Here is a 20,204-nt window from a genome sequence, read left to right as displayed (position 1 = left end):
TCTATCTATGAATCTCATTATCGATTTAGACAGCGCTTAACAACATTATAGATTTGCAACTAATATAGACCTTCTTGCTTCTGTTTCTTTTGTATCGATTAGAAGTCCATCAGCGGTTAGAATTAGCTTTACCCCGTAATCAGAAAGGGCTTTATCGATCGATACCTTTCCTTCTTGGACATCCTTTAAGACACCATCGATCGGCCGTTTTAAAGGATCGCCATATCCGCCTGCACCAGGAGAACATACGCTGATTAAATCCCCATTATTTAATTCCACACCAGATATTTTTGACCTAATCTGCTCCAGTGTTTCACCCTTTTTGGCCAGCCAGAAGCTTCCAGGAGCTCCTTCCTTTCCGCCTTCAATACCCCATGGTGAAAACTTATGCCGTTCGCCAAGGCCTGTATAATTAAGGCCATCAGATAGAATTCTAAAATCCCTTTGTATCCCTAAACCACCTCGATAAAGCCCCGCTCCGCCTGAATCCTTTCGCAATTGATATTTTTCAATTAAGATTGGATATTCTCGTTCTAACGCTTCAACAGGTAAATTGGAGGTGTTGGTCATATGGACTTGAACCCCGCTTAATCCGTCACCTTGACTGTGGGCACCAGAACCGCCGGCGATTGTTTCTAGGTAAACAAAGTAGTCGTTTGTATTTGGATTAGTGCCTGAGAATATAGCAGATGTGACAACGCTATTACATGCTGCAAGAACACGTTCCGGTGCCACTTGAGCCAACGCCCCGAAAATAACATCGACCACCCTCTGGGCTGTATCAACTCTTTGACCGACTGGAACAGGGAGTTTACAATTTACAATCGTACCTTCTGGAGCTGTAACTTTAAGAGCACGATAAATTCCATTATTGGCCATAACGTCTTTCCCGACGATCGCCTTAAAACAATAAAATACAGTTGTTAATAATGCTGAATACGTCATATTTAAAGGACCTGGTACCTGGTCGCTTGTACCAGTGAAATCTACATGTGCAGTATTGTCATCAATGGTAACCGTTGCACGAATTAAAACCGGAGAATCCGAATTCGGACCTGCATCATCCAAATAATCTTCAAATGTATAACAGCCATTTGGAAATGAACGAATACCTGAACGTATTAAGTCTTCTGCGTAATCAAGAAGAGCACTTGTACATTCAGCAAAATAGTCTGCTCCATACTTCTCTGCAACTTCACTCATCCGTTTTGCTCCAGCAATATTTGATGCAATTTGTGCATCTAAATCACCTTGGCGTTCAACCGGGGTTCTTGTGTTTAGGGTAATAAAGTCATAGGAATCCCTAACCAAATTCCCCTCACTGCAAATTCGTACCAATGGAATCCTTAAACCCTCTTGATAAATGGTAGTTGAATTGGCAGCAACACTGCCCGGAACCATTCCGCCGATATCTGAATGATGCGCAATATTCGCGACAAAGCCAACCAATTGATTGCCGACAAATACAGGAGATGCCATTGTAATATCCGGCAAATGTGTTCCGCCGCCCGAAAACGGATCATTAGTAACAAACATATCTCCAGGCTTTATTGTGTCTAATGGAAATCTTTTCAAAATTTGATTCACGATATCGAGCATGGAACCTAGGTGCATAGGGACATATTCCGCTTGAGCAATCATATTCCCCTGTGCATCAAAAACAGCTGTTGAACAATCTTTTCTTTCCTTTATATTAGTGGAGTATGCCGTTTTTACGAGTGTGACTCCCATTTCTTCTGCAATGGATAGGAGCACATTTCCTACTATTTCTAAAGTGATTGCATCAACTTGTCTCATGATTTATTCCTCCTCACCAAAGGTATTAATTAGGAGGTTACGATATGGATCTACCTTCATCGTTTGCCCCGGAAGAATGAGAATTGTTGTATCCATTTGCTGTATAATCGCTGGCCCGGCAATTTGATCCCCTGGAAAGAATTCATCACGATTAAAAATAGCTGTTTTATAATATCCAGGTTGATCTACTTCTGAGAAATAAACTTCACGGTAAGATGATGGCTTTAATTCACGATTAAATTGTTCCTCAGATTTTTCAAATGTTGCTTTTGGCAGCTCCCCTAAAGCTGTAAGTCGATAATTGACAAACTCAACAATTCCATTTTTATTGGAATATCCATAAATTTTTTCATGTTGTTCATGGAATTTTGCTACCATTTCCTGAACATTTCCTTCTAATAACTCTGCATATTCAACTGGTATGGTAATTTCATAGTTTTGACCTTTAAAACGCATATCGATACCATAGACAAATCGACGATTTGATTCCTGAACTTTTTCTTTTTCAAGCATGGTGGTTCCTTCTTGTTCCATTTCCGCAAAAAGCTGTCTGATAAGATACATACTCTCATTTACAGCTTCTTGTAAGGAAGATCGTACATAATCAGAACGGATATCCGTAACCAGTAAGCCCAATGAACAGAAAGTACCCGGAGACTGAGGAATTAACACTCTTGGTATGTTTAATTCACGAGCAAGTGCTCCACAATGAAGTCCACCTGCACCACCAAATGAAACCAATGTAAACTCTCGAGGATCATAACCTTTTTCAACAGAAATTAATCGGATCGCTCTAGCCATATTGGCATTTACTACTGATAGAATCCCCATAGAGGCTTCAGTAACCGATAAACTTGTATGATCACAAATATGTTCTTTTACAGCAAGGTTTGCCGCCTCTAAATCTATTTTCATTCTGCCGCCTAGGATGTTTTCCGGGTTTAAACGACCCAAAATAACATTCGCATCCGTTACAGTTGGACGTGTTCCACCACGTCCATATGCTGCCGGCCCAGGAAAAGATCCAGCACTTTCAGGACCTACTTTTAGAGCACCGCCATTATCTAAATAGGCAATTGAACCGCCGCCGGCACCACAAGCATAAATATCCAGCATTGGAATTCGAGCGGGGAACCCTTCAATTTCCCTATCGGTAGACACCTTAGGTTCTCCATTTTCAATTAAGCTGAAGTCTGCAGATGTTCCCCCCATGTCAAATGTAATCATATTTTGATAACTAGTAAGGTCTGCTAAATTCTTTGCAGCAACTACCCCTGCAGCTGGACCAGAAACGGCTGTACGTACAGGGTTATTTACCGATTCTTGAATCGAGATAATTCCTCCATTTGATTGGGTAATATAAGGATCCACAGGAATTCCTACATCTTTTACAGAGTTCTGAAAGTTTTCCATATACTTCTTCATAACAGGTCCAAGGTATGCATTAATAGCTGTAGTACTTAACCTGGAATATTCTCTAAATTCAGGAACAACCTGATGTGAAGCTGATACATATGCCTCAGGGAACAGTTTTTGAATTTCCTCTACAGCTAATTTTTCATGTTCTGGATTTAAATAGGAGAAGAGAAAACATACCGCAATTGATTGAACGCCTTCCCCCTTCAGTTTGTTAATTGCTTCTAGTAAACTAGTACGATCAAAGGCTTTATGCACTTCACCGTTGGCATACAGACGTTCATCTATTTCCAATCTTAAATGACCTGGAATGACAGGTTCAGGCTTCTCTTTAAATAAATCATATAGACTTGGACGAGTTTGCCTGCCAATTTCTAGTAAATCACGGAAACCATTTGTCACTAAAAGACCTGTTTTGGCACCTTTTCTTTCAATTAGAGCATTCGTTGCGACCGTCGTACCGTGTGCAAGATACCGTACTTCTGATACAGGAATTTCATTCATTTCCAAAATTTGGACTACCCCTGTCATGATGGCACGTGACGGATCATCTGGTGTTGAGGGAACTTTATGATTATTAATGGTTCCACTCTGGGAATCAACCAGCGTAACATCCGTAAACGTACCTCCGACATCTACACCTATCATATAGCGCATATTTTTTCCTCCTAAAGGCATCCTTGAATCTTATTTTAATAAGGAACTTTAAACATATAGCGTCTTGTTTCAAGAGGATGATTTCTAGCCTCTGCAAGGGCAACCGCATGCAAACGTAAAACGAAGTTAATGACAATTGGAGCGAGATACCCTTTCATTTCTTCATCAATTCCTGTTAAATCAAAATCTTTTGCATCAATAATTAATAGATTTTCACCATATTGCTTCAAGAAGGTTTCTGCACGTTCCTCTAATAGACGAGTTTCATCTAATCCCTTCAATAAAATAAATGGTACATTTTTGTCTAAAATTTCAAATGGCCCGTGGAAGAATTCCCCAGCATGAATGGCATGTGAATTGATCCACTGCATTTCCATTNNCGCTTGCCATTGTATAAATAGTTTTTTCATTCTTATTTTTTTGTGCATATTGTTTTGCTTTTTCTAAATATTGCTTTTCTGTTCTTACAAAGACATTATGTAAATTCTCTAGGCTAGTTAATAGTTTTTCATATTTTTTATTACCTTCTTTGATATAAACAAGGCTCATTGATAATCGATAAAGGATTGCATAATTCATAATGGTTGGATCCTGATCTACTTTTCCAGCAGGAACCCATGAGTAATTAATTGTAAAATCAGATTCATCTGCCAACGGTGCAGTTTCAACAAACATCATGGAAACGGTCAAAGCACCTTTACTTTTAGCAAATTTTGCAGCTTCTGTAGTTTCAGGGGTTTTTCCCTTATGGGAGCACAAAATAACTAAAGACGATTCACCAAGTGTTGCAGGGTCTCTATGAATGAATTCGTTTGAGCTATAAACCTCCGCTGTTATGGTTTTAGCCTCACGATCCAGAAAATATTTACTAGGATACATTAATGCTGAAGAACCTCCGCATGCTACAAAGAAAACACGGTTAATATCCCTTTGCTTAAAAGCCGCCATTACTTCATCCAGTTGTGCAATTACCTCATTTTTAAAAGTTGTGATCAATTTCTTTACCTCCCAAATTTATTCACTTGTTATAACTTCTATTAACTTGTTATAGCTTGTTATATTATAAGTTATACCATTTTAATAAATATTCAGTCAATATGATTTTTTTAATTTTTTGAATTTTTTGTATGTAAATGNNGTCTATTATCTTGCATTGTTAAATAAAAAAAGCCCCCTTAATTGGAGGCTTTACTAGGGACCTTTTTCTAGATGCTAACTTAATCACCCTACGTAAAAAATTAAATAGAATTCTGTTCTGCCACTTGTGAGATTTTCTGCCTGCGGGATATAACGAAGTAAACAGCAATCAAGCCGATTAATTCACCTGTCGAAGCTGCAATAGCACCCGCACTGCCATTTAGGGCCGGATTCCAAAATACTAACGGAATCATTACGAGGACCACAGTGACCATATTAAAAATTTGCGGTTTTAATAAAGACTTTGTACTTTTTTGAAGCATAAGAATGCCTCCAAAGTAATCCACCCAAGGGAAGACCATCGTTTTAATGATAAAAAATTTCAATACACGCAGACTTTCAGCAGCCAATGTCATGTCAGCACCAAGTACTGTTCTCATAAACCAAGGCCCTGCAGCTGTAAAACTAAGAAATGCCAGCAAAACAGATGGAACGATACTGAAAACAATCACGCATTTTATAACCGTTCGTTTGTCTTTTTGATAGAATTGCAGGACAATCTGATGAGTGTACATAAAAAAGCTGAGTATCAAGTTGGTAATGCTAAAAGCCAATGCGAAGGAGGCTATCCCTAAATGTACATCTTGAATTTTGCCAAGGAATGCGTAAATAATCGGAATTAAGATTGTCTGGAAAGATAAATAAATAACTAACGGAAAATAAAAGTTAGAAATTTCTTTTTGTCTCAATGTTGTTTCCGTTTCCTTTTCGTTCTCTTTAACAATGGAATTCCCCCGCCAGACACTTATGAAGCACTCGATTCCCATACCTGCTAAAAAGATAATCGCACCTGCGGCACTTGTATTTGCATGATGAGATAAATTCAAATAAGCCGCGACAGCAAACATACCTGCCAGCCGAACAACGACGCCAATGGTTAACCATTTTGTTTCCAGCTTATTAATAATCATTCCCTGATATAAACAGCGGAGGCCGGAAACTAAGATGACGCCTGAAAGAACGAGAAAGGTTACCCTCAAGGAGGCCATCGAATCCGCTTCGGCATTAAAACCATATATAAACACCAAGTCTCCGAGCCGAGTGAGACCAACTAATGCACACAGGGCTGTTATTGCAAGTGTAACTTTGATAAAAAAAGCCGCAATTTTGTTGAAGGAAGCTTTCCCTTTTGCTAAAGCTGAGCTCGTTTGTCTAAAAACTAAGAGCGGCCGTTCAAGGATTCCAAATAAAGAAAAGGCAATAGCGTAATTGGCAATAATGACCTCGGCATGGTCGGCCCGGCTTAAGGTTCCATTTATAATTACATGAGAAATGGACGTTAGACTTGCGGATATGGCCAATGGAATAAAAAATATCAGTATCCTAATAAAACTGGAATCCTTCAATATCTTTGACAATGTAAATTTTTCACCCCTTTCATCTCCATTTTTTTACAGGGTCATTTATTTTTATCACGAGTTCCGAAATAATATGACTATTTTAGCTTTTTAAATTCGATTGGAGAAAAACCCGTGTATTTTTTAAAACTGCTGCTAAAATATTGGGGATTTGAGTATCCTATCCTTCCTGCTACCTCATAGGTCTTCAAATCTGTTTTTTGAAATAACTCCATCGCCTTCTCCATCCTCGTTTCAAGGAGAAAATCCCCAAAGTTGAAGCCCTTCTCTACTTTGAAAAGATTACTTAGATAGGCCGCGTTCACATGAACTTCTTCTGCCACTGTTTGGAGACTTAAATTGGCCACTTGGTAATTGTCACGAATAAATTCAATCGCCTTATCAACCAGTGTGTGCTTTCGATTTCCATTTAGCCTTTTTGCAAAGTCAGCTAAATCGAAAGCAATTATTTTAATTTCGGAAAAGATCTCCTCGATAGTCTGCAATTTTACTAGCCTGCTCTCGATATTTCCGAATTTTGTATAGTCCCAGTTTTTTGCTATTTTAGATGATTCATAAAAAATTAATCCAATGAGCCTAACCGCGAACAAAACCATTTCCTGCAGGGATACTTTTTTATTAGTCAGAAGTTCATTTTTGGCATTCTCTAATAGCTCCGTCACTTTTTCCGGAAGTCCCAGGAAAATATATCTAAAAAAATCTTCTTCAATTTTTAAGTGTTCAGCCACTTCCGCACACTCTAAAGTTTCAATTTCTTCAATGGAATAAGCTCGATTCATCCCTACCATATGACGAAATTCCATCGCTTTTACTGCTTCTCGAAAGGCGCAGCTAAGGTGTGCCAATTCATGATAGATTCTTCCCCTTGTAATCGTAATGGTCGTATGAAGGTTTTCTTGTACTGTTGAAAGGAATTCACTGGTTATATTGGTTATTGAATGAGTAAAATCCTCTGCCAGTAAAGTGGACCCAAATAGAAAGACAGCAAAATGCTCGGTTTCAGCGTTAACAACACAGCCTTTAATTTTATAATGATCAAGGATATTTCTGCATTGCTCCATAATACAGCCCTTCACTGTCTCCATTTTGTGGAGGGAGCCAAAATCTGTTTGGTCCATTTTGACATACAGTACCGCAACAATTGTCTCCTTAGTCTCCATTCCTGCTATACTTAGCTCTTTAACTATTTCATCACTCGTAAGGTCGTTAAGACATAACCTTTTAAGTAATTGCTGCTGGAAATAATATTGACTTTCGGTGATATAATTTTCTTTCCGCAGTTCCAGCTCTAATTCGATTGCAGCTTGTTTCAGCTTCTCTATCAATTCACTAGTTTCCACTGGTTTAAGAAGATAATCATAAGCTTTTAACTTAATTGCCTCATGAGCATATTTAAAATTTTCATAACCCGTCAAAAATATCACTCTTGTTTTGGGATTATGTTCTTTGATCACCTTCGTCATTTCTAGTCCATTCATAAAGGGCATTTGAATATCGGATATAACAATATGTGGATCATGCTCTTTTATAATTTCCAGACCTTGTTCACCATCGGCACCTACACCAACCAAGTCAAAGCCATATTCCGTCCAGGGGATTACACTTGATAATCCTTTACGGATAATTCGATCGTCATCAACTATTGCTACCTTATACATTATCTATGTCCTCCAGATATTTTTAGGACGGGGAATAGGTCTTCCCTCCTATCCTCAACATTCCAAATAAAACAGCTAGAACCCATAATCATTTTATGGGTTCTTTACCGTCTATTTTAGTTTGCCAGTACCTGCCTTAGCTTTTACCAGTGCTGGAACAGCCTGTGTCGGACCAATTCTTGTAAATAAGGATGGCTCCCAGCCAACATTTTCATTTAGCTGGACTGTATGTGTTTGATTAAAGGCATCGACTAGATCGACTTCATTCGCGGAGCTTTTTCCATTGACAAAAGATCCGCTTTCATAAATAGTAGTTCCCTTCCAATCCTTGATAATTTCTCCAGGATCGACATCAAAATCGAAATTAAAATAATTGTTCTCTGCATAAATTTTTGAGTTTACGCCAACGCCAAGAGCATAATCAAACTCGTAATCTGAGTCTTTATTAAACTCATAATAATTGTTGTAAACATGGACTTGACCATAACGGACCCTTGGCAGCCGTTGTGTGAGGTTTTTATAATAGTTATGGTGAATCGTGACTTTTAAGTGCTGCCCATCGCTCGTTTTACTATCACTGGAGCCGATCAGCGAGGTCTTGTCATGGTCCTCTAACACATTGTAAGAAATCGTTACATAATCAGCACCGTTAGTTACGTCAAGCAAGCCGTCATGCTGCTGGTAGGTTCTTCCGAAAACTTTTCCAAAGTCTTCATCATGATGTTTTCCATCTGTAAACTTGTTATGGTCAATCCAGACATTGTGCGAGTTATTTGTTATCGTTACATTATCATATTCGGAGTTCCATTCACCAAACTCACCGTCTGTCGGATCCCATTGCGGGAAGAAATCAACAGGTGCTTCAAATTCGATATTGCGAATAATAATATTTTCCACTCCGCTCATAATAAAGCTGCCGCCGATGATTTTAGCATCATCGCCCAGTCCAATAATGGATGTGTTCGAGCCGATATTCACAACTATCTGCTCTTTTTGTTTCTGAGCGGAGCGGGCACGTGCATCCTCGAGCGGGCCGGACACTTCGTTTTCGTGTCCCCATACAGCAGGATTATAGGCTTCGAGATAGGAATTATAATCATAAGCTGGATCTGCATAATAATCAGATCCTATTGGTTGATTATTCTCATCTACATTAAAATCAATACTCCCTTTAATATAAATGATTTTAGGGGTATTATAGTTACTGCCACCAAGAGCATTAAGTAGTTGGGCTTTGTTGGTTACAGTAAAAACATGACTGGCATCAGCCTTTGCTCCGCCAGTTGTTCCCTCTCCAAAAGAAGCCCAGCCATCTTTCGGTGCCAGTACTTCCCTTCCCAGATCGGATGAAGCTGCTGAAACCGAGGTAATACCCATTGTCAACAAAGAGACTGCTAAAAGACTGCTAAATGTTTTTTTCATCCAGAACACTCCTTAATTTATTATTTAATGAAGAAATATCATTAACTTCAATCTTATCTATTTAATAGTGGATCCTCATTTCTTGCTTTTTATTTTATCCGAAAACGCTTACACAAAGAATTCAATATCTTTAGCAGTTTGTTTGATATTTTTAGATGTTCGAAATATTTTTAATATTGGTTAAGAGTGTACGACAAAAGAAGGCAGCTTTGAAAAGCTTCCTTCTTTTACACTATCCGTTTATTTTAATCCTGGGGGCATTTGTTTTACATGGATGTCAAGCTTTGCCACCAATCCATGGTAAGAAGCAGTAATAGAAGTTTTCCCTTTCTCGACTGCTAGAATATTGCCTACCCGGTCTACTGAAGCAATCGAGATATTCCCACTCTTGAACTGAAATCCTGAAGATAAAACTTTTTCAGAGCCATCAAAGAATCTAGCAACAACAACCAGCTTACCTGTTTCCCTTTCTCTTAGAGCTTCAGGGCCTTCCAGGCTAATGGACACAGGATCTGCTGGAAGTGCGCCAACATAGCCTTTATTAATGCCTGCGCTATTTAGGAAACTATCAGGAGTGATGCGAAGAAATTTGCCATAAAGGATATTTCCATCTATATCTCTATCAAACTGGCCTGGTATCTCAACACTGACAAAGTCATTAGAAGTAACGAGGGTACCCACTTTGTTGGATGTTTTAGAACCGTCAAAGAAGAAATTCGTGTTATCATTGTTACCTGAAATAAAATCTTTTACCGCACCCGAAGCAGATCGATAGGAGAGGTTGTTTTTAAAAGTCCCCTGCTCTTCAGCGTTGAAGTATGGATTGATTCGGAATACATAATTAAACCTTTTATTATTAAAAGCTGTGTTATTTTCAACAACCATCTTACCTGGATTAAAATTATCCGTAAAACCGTCCATATTATTGTCAAAGGCAATATTGTTTCGGACAATATGGGCCACCGGCATGCCTTCCCCGCCAAGCTTAAAACCATTACCAGCGTTTCCATCTTGATTATAGCCATTGCTTAGTTTACCGTTCGAATAGGCAATGTTTCCTTCTAGTGTAATTGGCATATTGGCGCCTTCATTCGTCCGGTTATATAAATCCCAGCCATCATCGATATTGTGATGAGCGATGTTTCCTCTGAAGACATTTCCGACACCGACCCCGAGCTTGGCGGCGAATCCATCTGCATTTTCATCGGAAAGGTCGCGGTTATCATGTGATTCACAATTTAAGATTAAATTATACTTCGGCCATAAATCCGGATTGGAACCACTGCCGCTAATTTGCAGTCCCGTATCTCCGTTATAGTTGAACAGCATTTGCTCGACAACATTATGGTCACCGCTCACCCGCATTCCGGTTGAGGACGCCTTCGTGATCTGGATACCAAACAAGTGCCAGTAGTCTCCATTTAATTGCAGGACACTTCCAAGTTTCCCTTGTCCGTCAATCACTACTTTTTCACCATTGTAAGCCATTAACGTTTTCACTTTTTCTTTAGAACCGCTATATTCCTTCTTAATATTAATGATTGAAGACGGAGTATATGTACCCTCGCGCATGTAAATGGTTTCACCAGGTATAGCGAATTTAACGGCCGTTTCCAGGTCGACTGGATCATTAATTGTTCCTTTGGCAGAACTAGTTCCCTTTGGTGATACAAATAAGCCTGCCCCGTTCGTATAAATTTTCTTAGTTACGGTAAGGTCCTTGGTGATGGGTGCAGTGGATGATCCTTCACTTGGTGTAAAGGTAACGGTAAAATTAGTGGTTTCGTTATCCAATAATGTACCGAACGAATAAACTTGATCCTTTTGGACCGATGCCCCGCTCACTACTTCTTCCCCATCTTTTAATACTGATATCGTACCTTTATAATTGGCAAGTGCTTTCAGATCATACTGCTGGGAACCTGATTCCGGCGCCGAAAGTAAATTCATTGCTGGTTTTTCTGGAACAGAATCCGTTGGCGGTGTGGGTACAGTATGTGCCTCACTAAGAGTCAGCTTTGCATTTTGAATAGTCATTTTGGCATTTCTGGCTGCATAAAAGCCAACATACATATGATCTTTGTCCATCACTTGAACAAGATCAGCTCCTTTTATTCTTTGTTCAAATGTTTTTTCTTCAGCCAAATGAGTGAAGGTAGCAGACATGATAAATTCTGTGTCAGTACGCTCCAGCCTTACCTTAACAGGTGTTCCAATAGGAAGTTTATATTTTGAATCTGTTGTAAAAGGAGAGGCTTTTAATTGGCTTCCGAGATTGCCCCATGGATATACGACACCTGTCCTGTAAATAGGTGCTACACCATTGCGCATCATCCCGACTCCAAAAACATTGGAAGCTGCCGGAACCTCTTCATAACCAAGGATCATGGGGTCTTGCCTCGGTGCACCAATCGTGTCCCTGACCATAATCCCGGCACTTTCCTGTCCATTTGGTCCAGCCCCAGTTTCCGGACCGAACTGTTCAATGGTCATGTCCGCTTCCAAGACAAAGTTATCGGTATTAGGATTGAGCTTTGTATAATAGAATGTCAACCCATCGTGTCCAGGAGCCAGCTTCCCTCCCCTGCTCTCCATGGTAATTTTTCCTTCAATAGTGCCTGGCTTTTCTGGTGCTGCAAAGTTTGTCCCAATTTTTTCAGGCAGAACATTCGCGGCAAAATTCAAATCGGTTGACTGGCCAAATGTAACGCTTTGCCATACTAAATTCTCACTTTGAGCGGTACCCTCCTTACCGCCTGTTTCTTCTGCATATGCAGCAGGAATGCTGCTGCATATGAAAAGCGAGGCAAGTAATACACTTCGAATTTTTGCTAGTGCCTTCAATTTTCTCACTCCCTATTTATTTTATAATGTGATTACGTAACGGGACTAAATGAGATTCCTCGATGCCCTCAGGAATAAGACGTGCGATCGCTTCCGCACCAGCTTCCTGAAAATGTGTATTATCCTGAACACCATTCGGATAGTTCACATGCTCACCAGCATCAAGGAAAAGAAAAAGATCCTTTGTCCCTTCTGGCCCAAGCTCTTGGAATAACGCCTTGCTTTTAGCAGTGAGGTCGATAACTGGTACATTTTCTTCCAGTCCAAGCTCTTTCATGGCTGCAGGGTAATCGCCATGCGAATCACGAGCGATTCCTTCTTCTGTAAAACGGCGGCGCTCAACAGGCGTCACGAGGACAGGAATGGCACCTTTTGCCCTTGCACCGTCAATATATTGCTTTAAGTAACTTTTATAAGTGGAAAATGGTTCAGTATAACGAGTCGGATCCTCCACTTTTTCGTCATTATGTCCAAATTGAATAAACAGGTAATCTCCCTTCTCAATCTGATTTAAAATGGAGGCGAGTCGCCCTTCATCAATAAAACTTTTTGAGCTCCTTCCAGAGGAAGCCTCATTTTTAACAATAATTTTGTCATCGAGGAATCGATCAAACACTTGTCCCCAGCCAGCTCTTGGCGCTAAGGAGTCCTCATAGTTTGAAACCGTTGAATCTCCTGCCAGATAAACCGTTATTCGGTTTTTATGAGTGTTATCCTCGTTAGCTGCTTTAGATGGAAGAGCACCCAAAAAAGATGAAACTGCTAAGAAAAACATGGTTATTAATAAAATTTTTTCTTTTAGCTTTTTTCTCATCATCTTCCTCCTCAATATTCTCATATTTTAAAAGTTACTCTTTAGGATTCCAGCCTTTCAGAACATTTTCAATGGTGTACAGTTGGGCTTCTTCGTCGGACAGTTGCATGCGATCCTCATTGATGGCAGCTCCCGGGCCATAATTTTTGTATTCATTAAATCTCGCATCTTTGTAGGAAAAGCCTGACATATCAGTCCAGCCTTGCGCAATGATATGTGGCCCGAGATAACTATTCATAAAAACTACACTTCCGATGGCATTAGGATCGCCGCTTGGATGCCAAGGCCTACCCAAATAAACGGTACCTGCCGAAGCATTGCTTAACAGCTTTGAGTTCAGGAATAAGAATCCATAAGGCTCCGTAATCAATGTACTGGCAGCGGTTACAAATCCATTATTCGTTGTCGAGCCGCGGTCAAGAGAAAAAATCTCACATTTTTCAAAGACGGCACTAGAACGCCCAAAAATGAAATCAACATCACCCTCGATATAAGATTGGTAGAAATATTGTGTTCCGCCATTTACATACAAGGTGTCCTGATTCCCAATAAACCGGGAATTTTTAAACGTTTGCCGGTCTCCTCTAGCGTAAACCGCAACAGCCTGCTTATTGGTAACATTCACACTTTGCTCATCAAATGAATTTTCAAACGTAAGGTTCTCAGCGGTAAAATCATCTCCATAGATATAAACGCTGGCACTTCCGGTTGTCCCATAGGTTCCGCCTTCAGGCTTTGCCTTACCAGAGTAATTATCATTCGTTATGATGGTCCCAGAAGCGTTTTCACCTTTGAGGTAAATAAAAGGCTTATCCTTAGGAATGGTCACAAGCTCCTTGTAAACACCATTTTCGATAAACACTTCCACTTTTTCGGTATTATTCGCAGGAACCGCGTCAATTGCACCCTGGACCGTAGTATAATCTGCTAGGCCGTCCTTGGATACGGTCAATAAATTCGGTATTTCGTTCAACTGCGTTGTAATATCTTTGAGCTTTCTGTGATCATGGATCTTTAAAGTATTTCCACTGATATCTTTGGAGTCATCCTTAACTACTGAGGCTTCAATTTTGTCTTCCATGATGAAGGATTCTGAATTAATTGGGGTTTCGGATTCATAAAAGATGACAGTTTGACCTTCTTTATTTTCAGCGATTGCGGCTCTTTTCACTTCAAGACTTTCTCCATTATGAAAAAAAGAGACGTCATTTACGTTAATGGATTCTAGCTTTCTGTCAAAAGTTACCGCAATCAGGTTATGACCAATGTAATCTACTTCTTTGATTTTAACTTTATTACCTGACGGATACACTTTCGGAGTTTCTGTTTCCATCTCTTCCGCGGCTATCCCTAACATTTTTAACTTTTTCATATGAAGTCCGCTAATTAATTGAGAAGCACCAATCACGGTAATCTCGGTTTCAGAAGCAGCAGCGGAGGATTCCATATAGTCTGGTGATTCCACAGCTGACTCAGCAAAACTGTAAACTGGATGAAAACCACTTAACATTGCAGTCAATGTCACTGAAGAGAGCACCATTCTTTTATTTCCCTTTTTAAAAACGTCCAATTCTATTACCTTCCTTTCACAAAGTCTAAGTGTTATTATGCAAGCGAGTTCTTCTTTTGAGAATACAAAATTTTTAGATAATTGTTTTATATTTTTTACTTTTTAAAAAACAGTAAAATAGTTTCGGTTTTACTACTTCATATTTGCTAGATTTATAGTAACAATTACTCATGAAACTTTCTGAAGACAAAAACTCCGCCACATCCCTTATTTGGTACTGATAGAACCGTTCTAGTCATATTCTTATAAAAGAAAACACTAAGAAGGAGTGGAAAGCCGGGTGAAAAAAGTGAAGGTTCGTTTACGTCCTATTGTCAGTAAGATCAACTTACCCACAGTTTTGAAAACAACGATTCTTCCGGGTGATACAACTGAACGATTATTTATTGCAACCCAGGTAGGAGAGATCTTTTACATAGGAAACTCAGGATTAGGGACTTTTTTAGATATTCGCCCTCAAATTATAAAGCTCGGGGAGTCTGGTGGTGGTTATGATGAACGGGGATTGCTGGGCCTTGCGTTTCATCCCCAATTTTATTATACCGGTCTATTTTATCTTCATTATTCACTCGCTGGAACACAAGGTCCAGGTGCAGGTGTACCAACTGAGGGTTTTAATCCTAACCCGTGTGATCCCAAAACCTTAAACCTAAAGTGGGAAAATAGAGAATCTCAATATGATCATATTGATACAGTGGAAGAATGGATTTTACAATCGAATGGGCAGCCGCAAAAACGACGAACGTTACTTAACCTAAGAAGACCATTTATGAATCATAATGGTCTCAATAGCTTAAACTTTTCACCTGAAACAGGAAAATTGGTTTTAACAACCGGGGATGGCGGATCGGGCTATGATCCATTCAATTTAAGTCAGGACGATATGGAAATCGCCGGTAAAATTATTGAAATTGATGTAAGTAAAAATACATTTATCAATAATCCTCCCGTAGTCACACGTTTTAATGAACTTCCCGCACCTATTCAGGAAACGCTAATTGTAATGGCCAAAGGGGTCCGCAATATACCAGGCATTTCCTTCCAACGGTTTTATCATCAATTTATCAAATATGTAGGAAATGTCGGACAGGATCTTGTGGAGTCGATCTTTTCATTCGTTCATTATAAACCAATACCGGTGCCACAGCTTGTTCAGACCTCTTTAATGAATACGGAACCTGATCCAGAAGGATTTATTAACTTTGGCTGGCGAGGTTGGGAAGGTGCTTTTCCAACATCGATCATTAGGAACTGCACTAACATCCAGGGGTTAGACGAGAAAACAATGGCTTATTATGACGAAACAATCAAAACTTCAATAAGGCGTCTTCAGCCTCTAACCAGTTATTTTCATAAAGATCAAAGGCCTGAAAAGTTTGGAGGAACTGCACTTACAGGAGTGCAAGCCTATATGGGAAATGGAATCCCCGATTTAACGGGAAGCGTTGTGTTTACTGATCTTGCCCGAAAGGAAGAGTCTCGCCCTCCTGTTAGAGGGGTTTTAGCTTATAGCAGGGTAAGAACAGATGGTAAACTAAATGATTTTAGTGTGATCGAAACTGATTATAATTTTGGATCTCAATCATCTTATTATGTTAATTTGGGAGCGAACCTTGATCAAACCAGACTATATTTAGGGGTTTATGGCTCTATGAAAGTGACAGATTTTAACCAAGGTACTGTTTTTGAAATTGTCCCATGAATTAAATTACGTTAGAGTTTTTATTTTTTTCACGTATTAAATCATTTCTATTCAATATGGCATTTAATTTTTCAGAGCCTAATAACATGATAGCAACAAACCCTGCAACGACAAATGGGAAGATTCCTATAGTTGAGTGTGCCGCAATGAAACCAAGAAGTGGAGGCAGGAACGTACTGCCAGTATAAGCAACAGCCATTTGATACCCCATTATGGTCTGAGAATGTTCCTGTCCAAAACGTTTTGGTGTTTCATGTAACATACATGGGAAAATAGGTGCTAATCCTAATCCAACCATAATAAAACCAACTAGCGAGAAAGTGGACGGCAATGGCAGAAATAGAAGCGCCGCACCAATTAATGCTAGTAGTTGCCCCATCCGAATAAGAGTACGATTTCCTATTTTTAAAGTAATAAAACCTGTTATTAATCTACCGATGGTTATTCCTGCATAGAACACTGAAACCCATTTTGCTGCTTTCTCTACGGATAAATCTTTCACATTTACTAGGAAACTACTTCCCCAGAGACCCATCGCTGCCTCAGCACCGCAATAAAACAAGAAAGATAGTAACACTAGTTTAACTCCCCTAATTTGAATGGGTTTTCGATTTTTATCATCTGCACCATTCAATGCATTATTATTGGTTTCTGACTCATTAGCTGCCATACTATTGCTGTTTCCTTCAAGCTTTTTCCATAAAGGCAAAGTGAGGAATAGAATAATAACTAATGCAAACTGAAGACCTGCAATGGCAAGATACCCGCTTCTCCAAGAATGCTGCCCTGAAATAAATTGAGCCATAATCACGGGACCAAGTGTAGCCCCAACTCCCCAAAAACAATGAAGCCAGCTCATGTGGTGTGCTTTGTAATGCGCAGCTACAAAATTGTTTAATCCTGCATCCACTGCACCTGCACCTAATCCAAGTGGTATAGCGAAAATAAACAACCAAAAAAGAGATGGAGCAAAATGAAAGCCAAGCAGTGCTCCAGCTGTCATGAAACAACTGAAAAAGGTAACAATGCCCGTTCCGAAGCGTTTAAGTACTGCTCCGCTAACAAAACTGGAAATGATAGTGCCTCCAGCAATTGTCATAAAAAGCAAACCGGCAGTCTCAAGCGGAGCCCCAAATTCCGGTTGCATCATTGACCAAGACACTCCCAACAAAGAATCAGGTAAACCCAAGCTGATAAAAGCCAAGTAAATTATTACTAAAAAGAATGTAGCCATGTATAACCCCGCCTTTTTTATAAGTGTCTTAGCTGCTTATTCCGGTAATCATGAGATCAAGACCAAGACTTTGTAATCCAAATAGATAGTCTTGTTTCCAATCACTCATTATAAAATCCGGAAGATGCTCTGCTGGAACATACCTTGAGCTTCGTTCTGCAATATGGTTTAGAATCAATTGATCGACTTCATCCTCGCAAAAAATAATGGTATGAGGGTTAATGATAGCTGTCAATGAAGCTACTAACCTGCTAATGGCGTCGATTTCAGATTCCTCAGATCTTATTGCTTTCTTCGTCTCGTTTCCATTTACCATAGCCTGACCAAAGTTTTGGTCATCATACTGTGGAACGAATGTAACCTCTCCAGAAAAATTAGTGCTGCCTCGCACCACAACTCCATTTACCATAATTCCAGCACCTGGACCATTATGACCAGAATATAAATAAACCAAAGATTTATTTTTCTTATTTCCTTTACGATCGTGAAAACCAAGCACTGCCGCATTCATATCGTTTTCTATTACAACAGGTATGGCGAAACGATTTTCCAAGTACCCCTTCAAATCAAAGCTTTGAAGATGCTCATACCCTGGAATATAAAAAATCCGTCCATTAACAACGGAACCAGGAATACCAATGGCTATAGAATTGATTTTCGGATACTTCTCTATTAATTGTTCAACACAATGGGTTAATAATTTTAAATCATCATCTATTAATGCACTAGAGGTTGTTCCCGAGTCCTTTACTTCTCCTAAACAGTTAAAGACGATATAATTGGTCTCTGTTCTTTCTAAAAAAATGGCCAACCCTAACATATACTCCGGATTGTATGTATATCTTTTGGCCCTTCTACCACCACTCGAATCATCAAGACCAACTGAAATAAGTTCACCGTCCTTTTCCATTTTGCTTAAGAATTTACTTATTGTCGGGAAACTAATTCCTAATTTATCGCTAAGTTCAACTTTTGTTGCACTTCCTATTTCTAAAAGAGATTTACGAATACCGCGAAGAATTTCCATTCTCATTGATTTTACAGTCGTATTCACAAGGGTCACCGCCTATTAGCATGAACTTATTAAAGAACTTATTAAAGAACTTATTAAAGAACTTTAAAAAGTATCCAATAAAAAACTTATTAAACATCTTTAATAAGTTGATGCTGGTAATATATCATAGAAAATTACTGAAAGCAATATATGTAAAAAGAAGCTGCTCATCTTTTCGAGCAACTTCTCACGCTTTCTGTTTTAATGAATGTCTTTTTTCTTAAATCGGCCGCCATGTACAGAAGATACATCTGTTGCAATGATAAATGCTTGGGGGTCTAGCTCCCTAATGATATCTTTCATCTTGGTTTCCTCAAGCCTTGTAAAAACACATAAAATAACTCGTTTATCTTCGCCGCTGTAGGAACCCTCTCCGTGCAAATAGGTCACGCCCCGACCTAACCGCTCTGTTATCGCATCGGCAATCTCGTCAGTATTATCGCTTATGATATACACGGATTTCATATCATCCAATCCTTTTACAACTATGTCAATCGTCTTAAAAGCAATATAATATGTAAGCATCGAAAATAAAGCATTTTCTAAAGTAAATACAAAGGCTGCAATCGCGAAGATAATCACGTTAACAAACATGATGATTTCACCGACTGAAAACGGGAGCCTTTTCTCCACTAAAATTGCCAATGTTTCTGTACCATCTAAAACTCCGCCATTTCTGATCGTTAAACCTACCCCTAAACCTAAAATTAAACCACCGAAAACAACTGCCAGTATCTCATTATTTACGATAGGTTTGATATGATGCATAAAAGAAGTCGCTAAAGAGAGAGCTACAATTCCATACAACATGCTAATCGCAAAGGTCTTACCGATTTGTTTATATCCTAAGAAAAAGAAAGGCAAGTTTAAAATAACTAAAAATATACTTAGATTTATGGCGGTCACATGACTCAAAATCATGGATAAGCCCGTTACACCACCGTCAATCATATTGTTTGGAATTAACACTGCTTCTAAACCATAAGCCATAATGCTGGCACCAATAGTAATAAATACCCCTCTTTGGACAATATTCCCTAAGGTTAATCTTTTGTGTTTTATTCCCTTTTTTGCTTCAGGTGTATTCATTAAATCTCTCCCTTCCATATTCATTATTGTTTCCCTATTGTTAACAAATCAAATAATATGCCCATTTTATATTCATACGAAAAAGCTAGTCGGGAACTTGACCAGCTTTTTCACAAAAATACCTGTCCATTCATAAATGAACGGGTTTCTTCTATTTAATTCGTTTAATTCTGTTTTCCTTTTTGGCTTTCATGAGTTTTTGCTCTTTGACCATTTTCCTTCTTTCTATTTCTTTAGAACAATCTTCACTCCATGAAATTAGTTCTTCATCAGACATTGTTGGTATTCTTTCAATTATTTCAATTAATAAATCTGATTTAATCATGTTCAAAATCCCTTCATGTGATTATGAAGTTAGTCTTTACAGGTTGTTATCGAGTTTATACTATTTA

13 protein-coding genes and 1 pseudogene are annotated in these 20,204 nt (G+C 39.0%); 1 reads left to right on the top strand and 13 read right to left on the bottom strand.

What is annotated here, in order from left to right; all coding sequences use genetic code 11:
* Positions 1–45 precede the first annotated feature (45 nt).
* The 9 genes and pseudogenes from V7161_RS26670 to V7161_RS26630 all read right to left on the bottom strand — a co-directional run bounded on the left by V7161_RS26670 (position 46) and on the right by V7161_RS26630 (position 14,733).
* Positions 46–1,797, bottom strand: coding sequence for a hydantoinase B/oxoprolinase family protein (locus V7161_RS26670; RefSeq protein ID WP_335715827.1), 1,752 nt, complete (start codon positions 1,795–1,797; stop codon positions 46–48).
* Between the two features lie 3 nt (positions 1,798–1,800).
* Positions 1,801–3,870 carry a hydantoinase/oxoprolinase family protein gene (locus tag V7161_RS26665; RefSeq protein WP_335715826.1) on the bottom strand — a complete coding sequence of 690 codons (2,070 nt, stop codon included), beginning with the start codon at positions 3,868–3,870 and terminating at the stop codon, positions 1,801–1,803.
* 35 nt (positions 3,871–3,905) lie between these two features.
* Positions 3,906–4,818: pseudogene (locus V7161_RS26660) on the bottom strand (SIS domain-containing protein).
* A 290-nt stretch (positions 4,819–5,108) separates the two neighbouring features.
* The gene (locus tag V7161_RS26655) at positions 5,109–6,425 is read right to left on the bottom strand and encodes a multi antimicrobial extrusion protein MatE (RefSeq protein ID WP_335715825.1); all 1,317 of its coding nucleotides are present in this window, start codon (positions 6,423–6,425) and stop codon (positions 5,109–5,111) included.
* A 77-nt stretch (positions 6,426–6,502) separates the two neighbouring features.
* Entirely contained in the window at positions 6,503–8,083 is a 1,581-nt protein-coding gene (locus V7161_RS26650) for a response regulator transcription factor (RefSeq protein WP_335715824.1), read from the bottom strand.
* A 111-nt stretch (positions 8,084–8,194) separates the two neighbouring features.
* Positions 8,195–9,505: a pectate lyase family protein gene (locus V7161_RS26645; RefSeq protein ID WP_335715823.1), complete on the bottom strand. Its 1,311-nt coding sequence runs from the start codon at positions 9,503–9,505 to the stop codon at positions 8,195–8,197.
* Between the two features lie 240 nt (positions 9,506–9,745).
* Complete coding sequence (locus V7161_RS26640; RefSeq protein ID WP_335715822.1) at positions 9,746–12,349, bottom strand: right-handed parallel beta-helix repeat-containing protein; 2,604 nt, start codon at positions 12,347–12,349, stop codon at positions 9,746–9,748.
* A gap of 16 nt (positions 12,350–12,365) precedes the next feature.
* Positions 12,366–13,163, bottom strand: a complete 798-nt coding sequence (locus V7161_RS26635; protein WP_335715821.1) for a rhamnogalacturonan acetylesterase — start codon at positions 13,161–13,163, stop codon at positions 12,366–12,368.
* A 34-nt stretch (positions 13,164–13,197) separates the two neighbouring features.
* Positions 13,198–14,733 (bottom strand): pectinesterase family protein, encoded by a 1,536-nt coding sequence (locus tag V7161_RS26630; protein ID WP_335715820.1) that lies wholly within the window; start codon positions 14,731–14,733, stop codon positions 13,198–13,200.
* 280 nt (positions 14,734–15,013) lie between these two features.
* On the opposite strand from V7161_RS26630, the gene V7161_RS26625 reads away from it, so the two are divergent.
* Positions 15,014–16,435, top strand: a complete 1,422-nt coding sequence (locus V7161_RS26625; protein WP_335715819.1) for a PQQ-dependent sugar dehydrogenase — start codon at positions 15,014–15,016, stop codon at positions 16,433–16,435.
* A 1-nt stretch (position 16,436) separates the two neighbouring features.
* Here V7161_RS26625 and V7161_RS26620 read toward each other — a convergent pair whose 3' ends face one another.
* The 4 genes from V7161_RS26620 to V7161_RS26605 form a co-directional block, all read right to left on the bottom strand.
* Positions 16,437–17,669, bottom strand: coding sequence for an MFS transporter (locus tag V7161_RS26620; RefSeq protein WP_335715818.1), 1,233 nt, complete (start codon positions 17,667–17,669; stop codon positions 16,437–16,439).
* A gap of 28 nt (positions 17,670–17,697) precedes the next feature.
* Positions 17,698–18,702 (bottom strand): ROK family transcriptional regulator, encoded by a 1,005-nt coding sequence (locus tag V7161_RS26615; RefSeq protein WP_335715834.1) that lies wholly within the window; start codon positions 18,700–18,702, stop codon positions 17,698–17,700.
* 222 nt (positions 18,703–18,924) lie between these two features.
* On the bottom strand, positions 18,925–19,812 hold the full coding sequence (locus V7161_RS26610; protein ID WP_335715817.1) for a YitT family protein: 888 nt from the start codon (positions 19,810–19,812) through the stop codon (positions 18,925–18,927).
* Between the two features lie 151 nt (positions 19,813–19,963).
* Positions 19,964–20,137, bottom strand: a complete 174-nt coding sequence (locus V7161_RS26605; protein ID WP_335715816.1) for a hypothetical protein — start codon at positions 20,135–20,137, stop codon at positions 19,964–19,966.
* Between the last annotated feature and the right edge of the window lie 67 nt (positions 20,138–20,204).

The sequence above is a fragment of the Neobacillus drentensis genome, assembly GCF_036965425.1.
Classification (GTDB): domain Bacteria; phylum Bacillota; class Bacilli; order Bacillales; family Cytobacillaceae; genus Neobacillus; species Neobacillus drentensis_F.
Note: the sequence above shows the minus strand (reverse complement) of the source record. Positions and strands in the feature narration are given on the sequence as shown.

Excerpts from the sequence above, each read along its gene's own strand:
- V7161_RS26670 (WP_335715827.1), bottom strand. The coding sequence starts at position 1,797 with ATGAGACAAGTTGATGCAATCACTTTAGAAATAGTAGGAAATGTGCTC.
- V7161_RS26665 (WP_335715826.1), bottom strand. The coding sequence starts at position 3,870 with ATGCGCTATATGATAGGTGTAGATGTCGGAGGTACGTTTACGGATGTT.
- V7161_RS26650 (WP_335715824.1), bottom strand. The coding sequence starts at position 8,083 with ATGTATAAGGTAGCAATAGTTGATGACGATCGAATTATCCGTAAAGGA.
- V7161_RS26645 (WP_335715823.1), bottom strand. The coding sequence starts at position 9,505 with ATGAAAAAAACATTTAGCAGTCTTTTAGCAGTCTCTTTGTTGACAATG.
- V7161_RS26635 (WP_335715821.1), bottom strand. The coding sequence starts at position 13,163 with ATGAGAAAAAAGCTAAAAGAAAAAATTTTATTAATAACCATGTTTTTC.
- V7161_RS26620 (WP_335715818.1), bottom strand. The coding sequence starts at position 17,669 with ATGGCTACATTCTTTTTAGTAATAATTTACTTGGCTTTTATCAGCTTG.
- V7161_RS26615 (WP_335715834.1), bottom strand. The coding sequence starts at position 18,702 with ATGAGAATGGAAATTCTTCGCGGTATTCGTAAATCTCTTTTAGAAATA.
- V7161_RS26610 (WP_335715817.1), bottom strand. The coding sequence starts at position 19,812 with ATGAATACACCTGAAGCAAAAAAGGGAATAAAACACAAAAGATTAACC.
- V7161_RS26605 (WP_335715816.1), bottom strand. The coding sequence starts at position 20,137 with ATGATTAAATCAGATTTATTAATTGAAATAATTGAAAGAATACCAACA.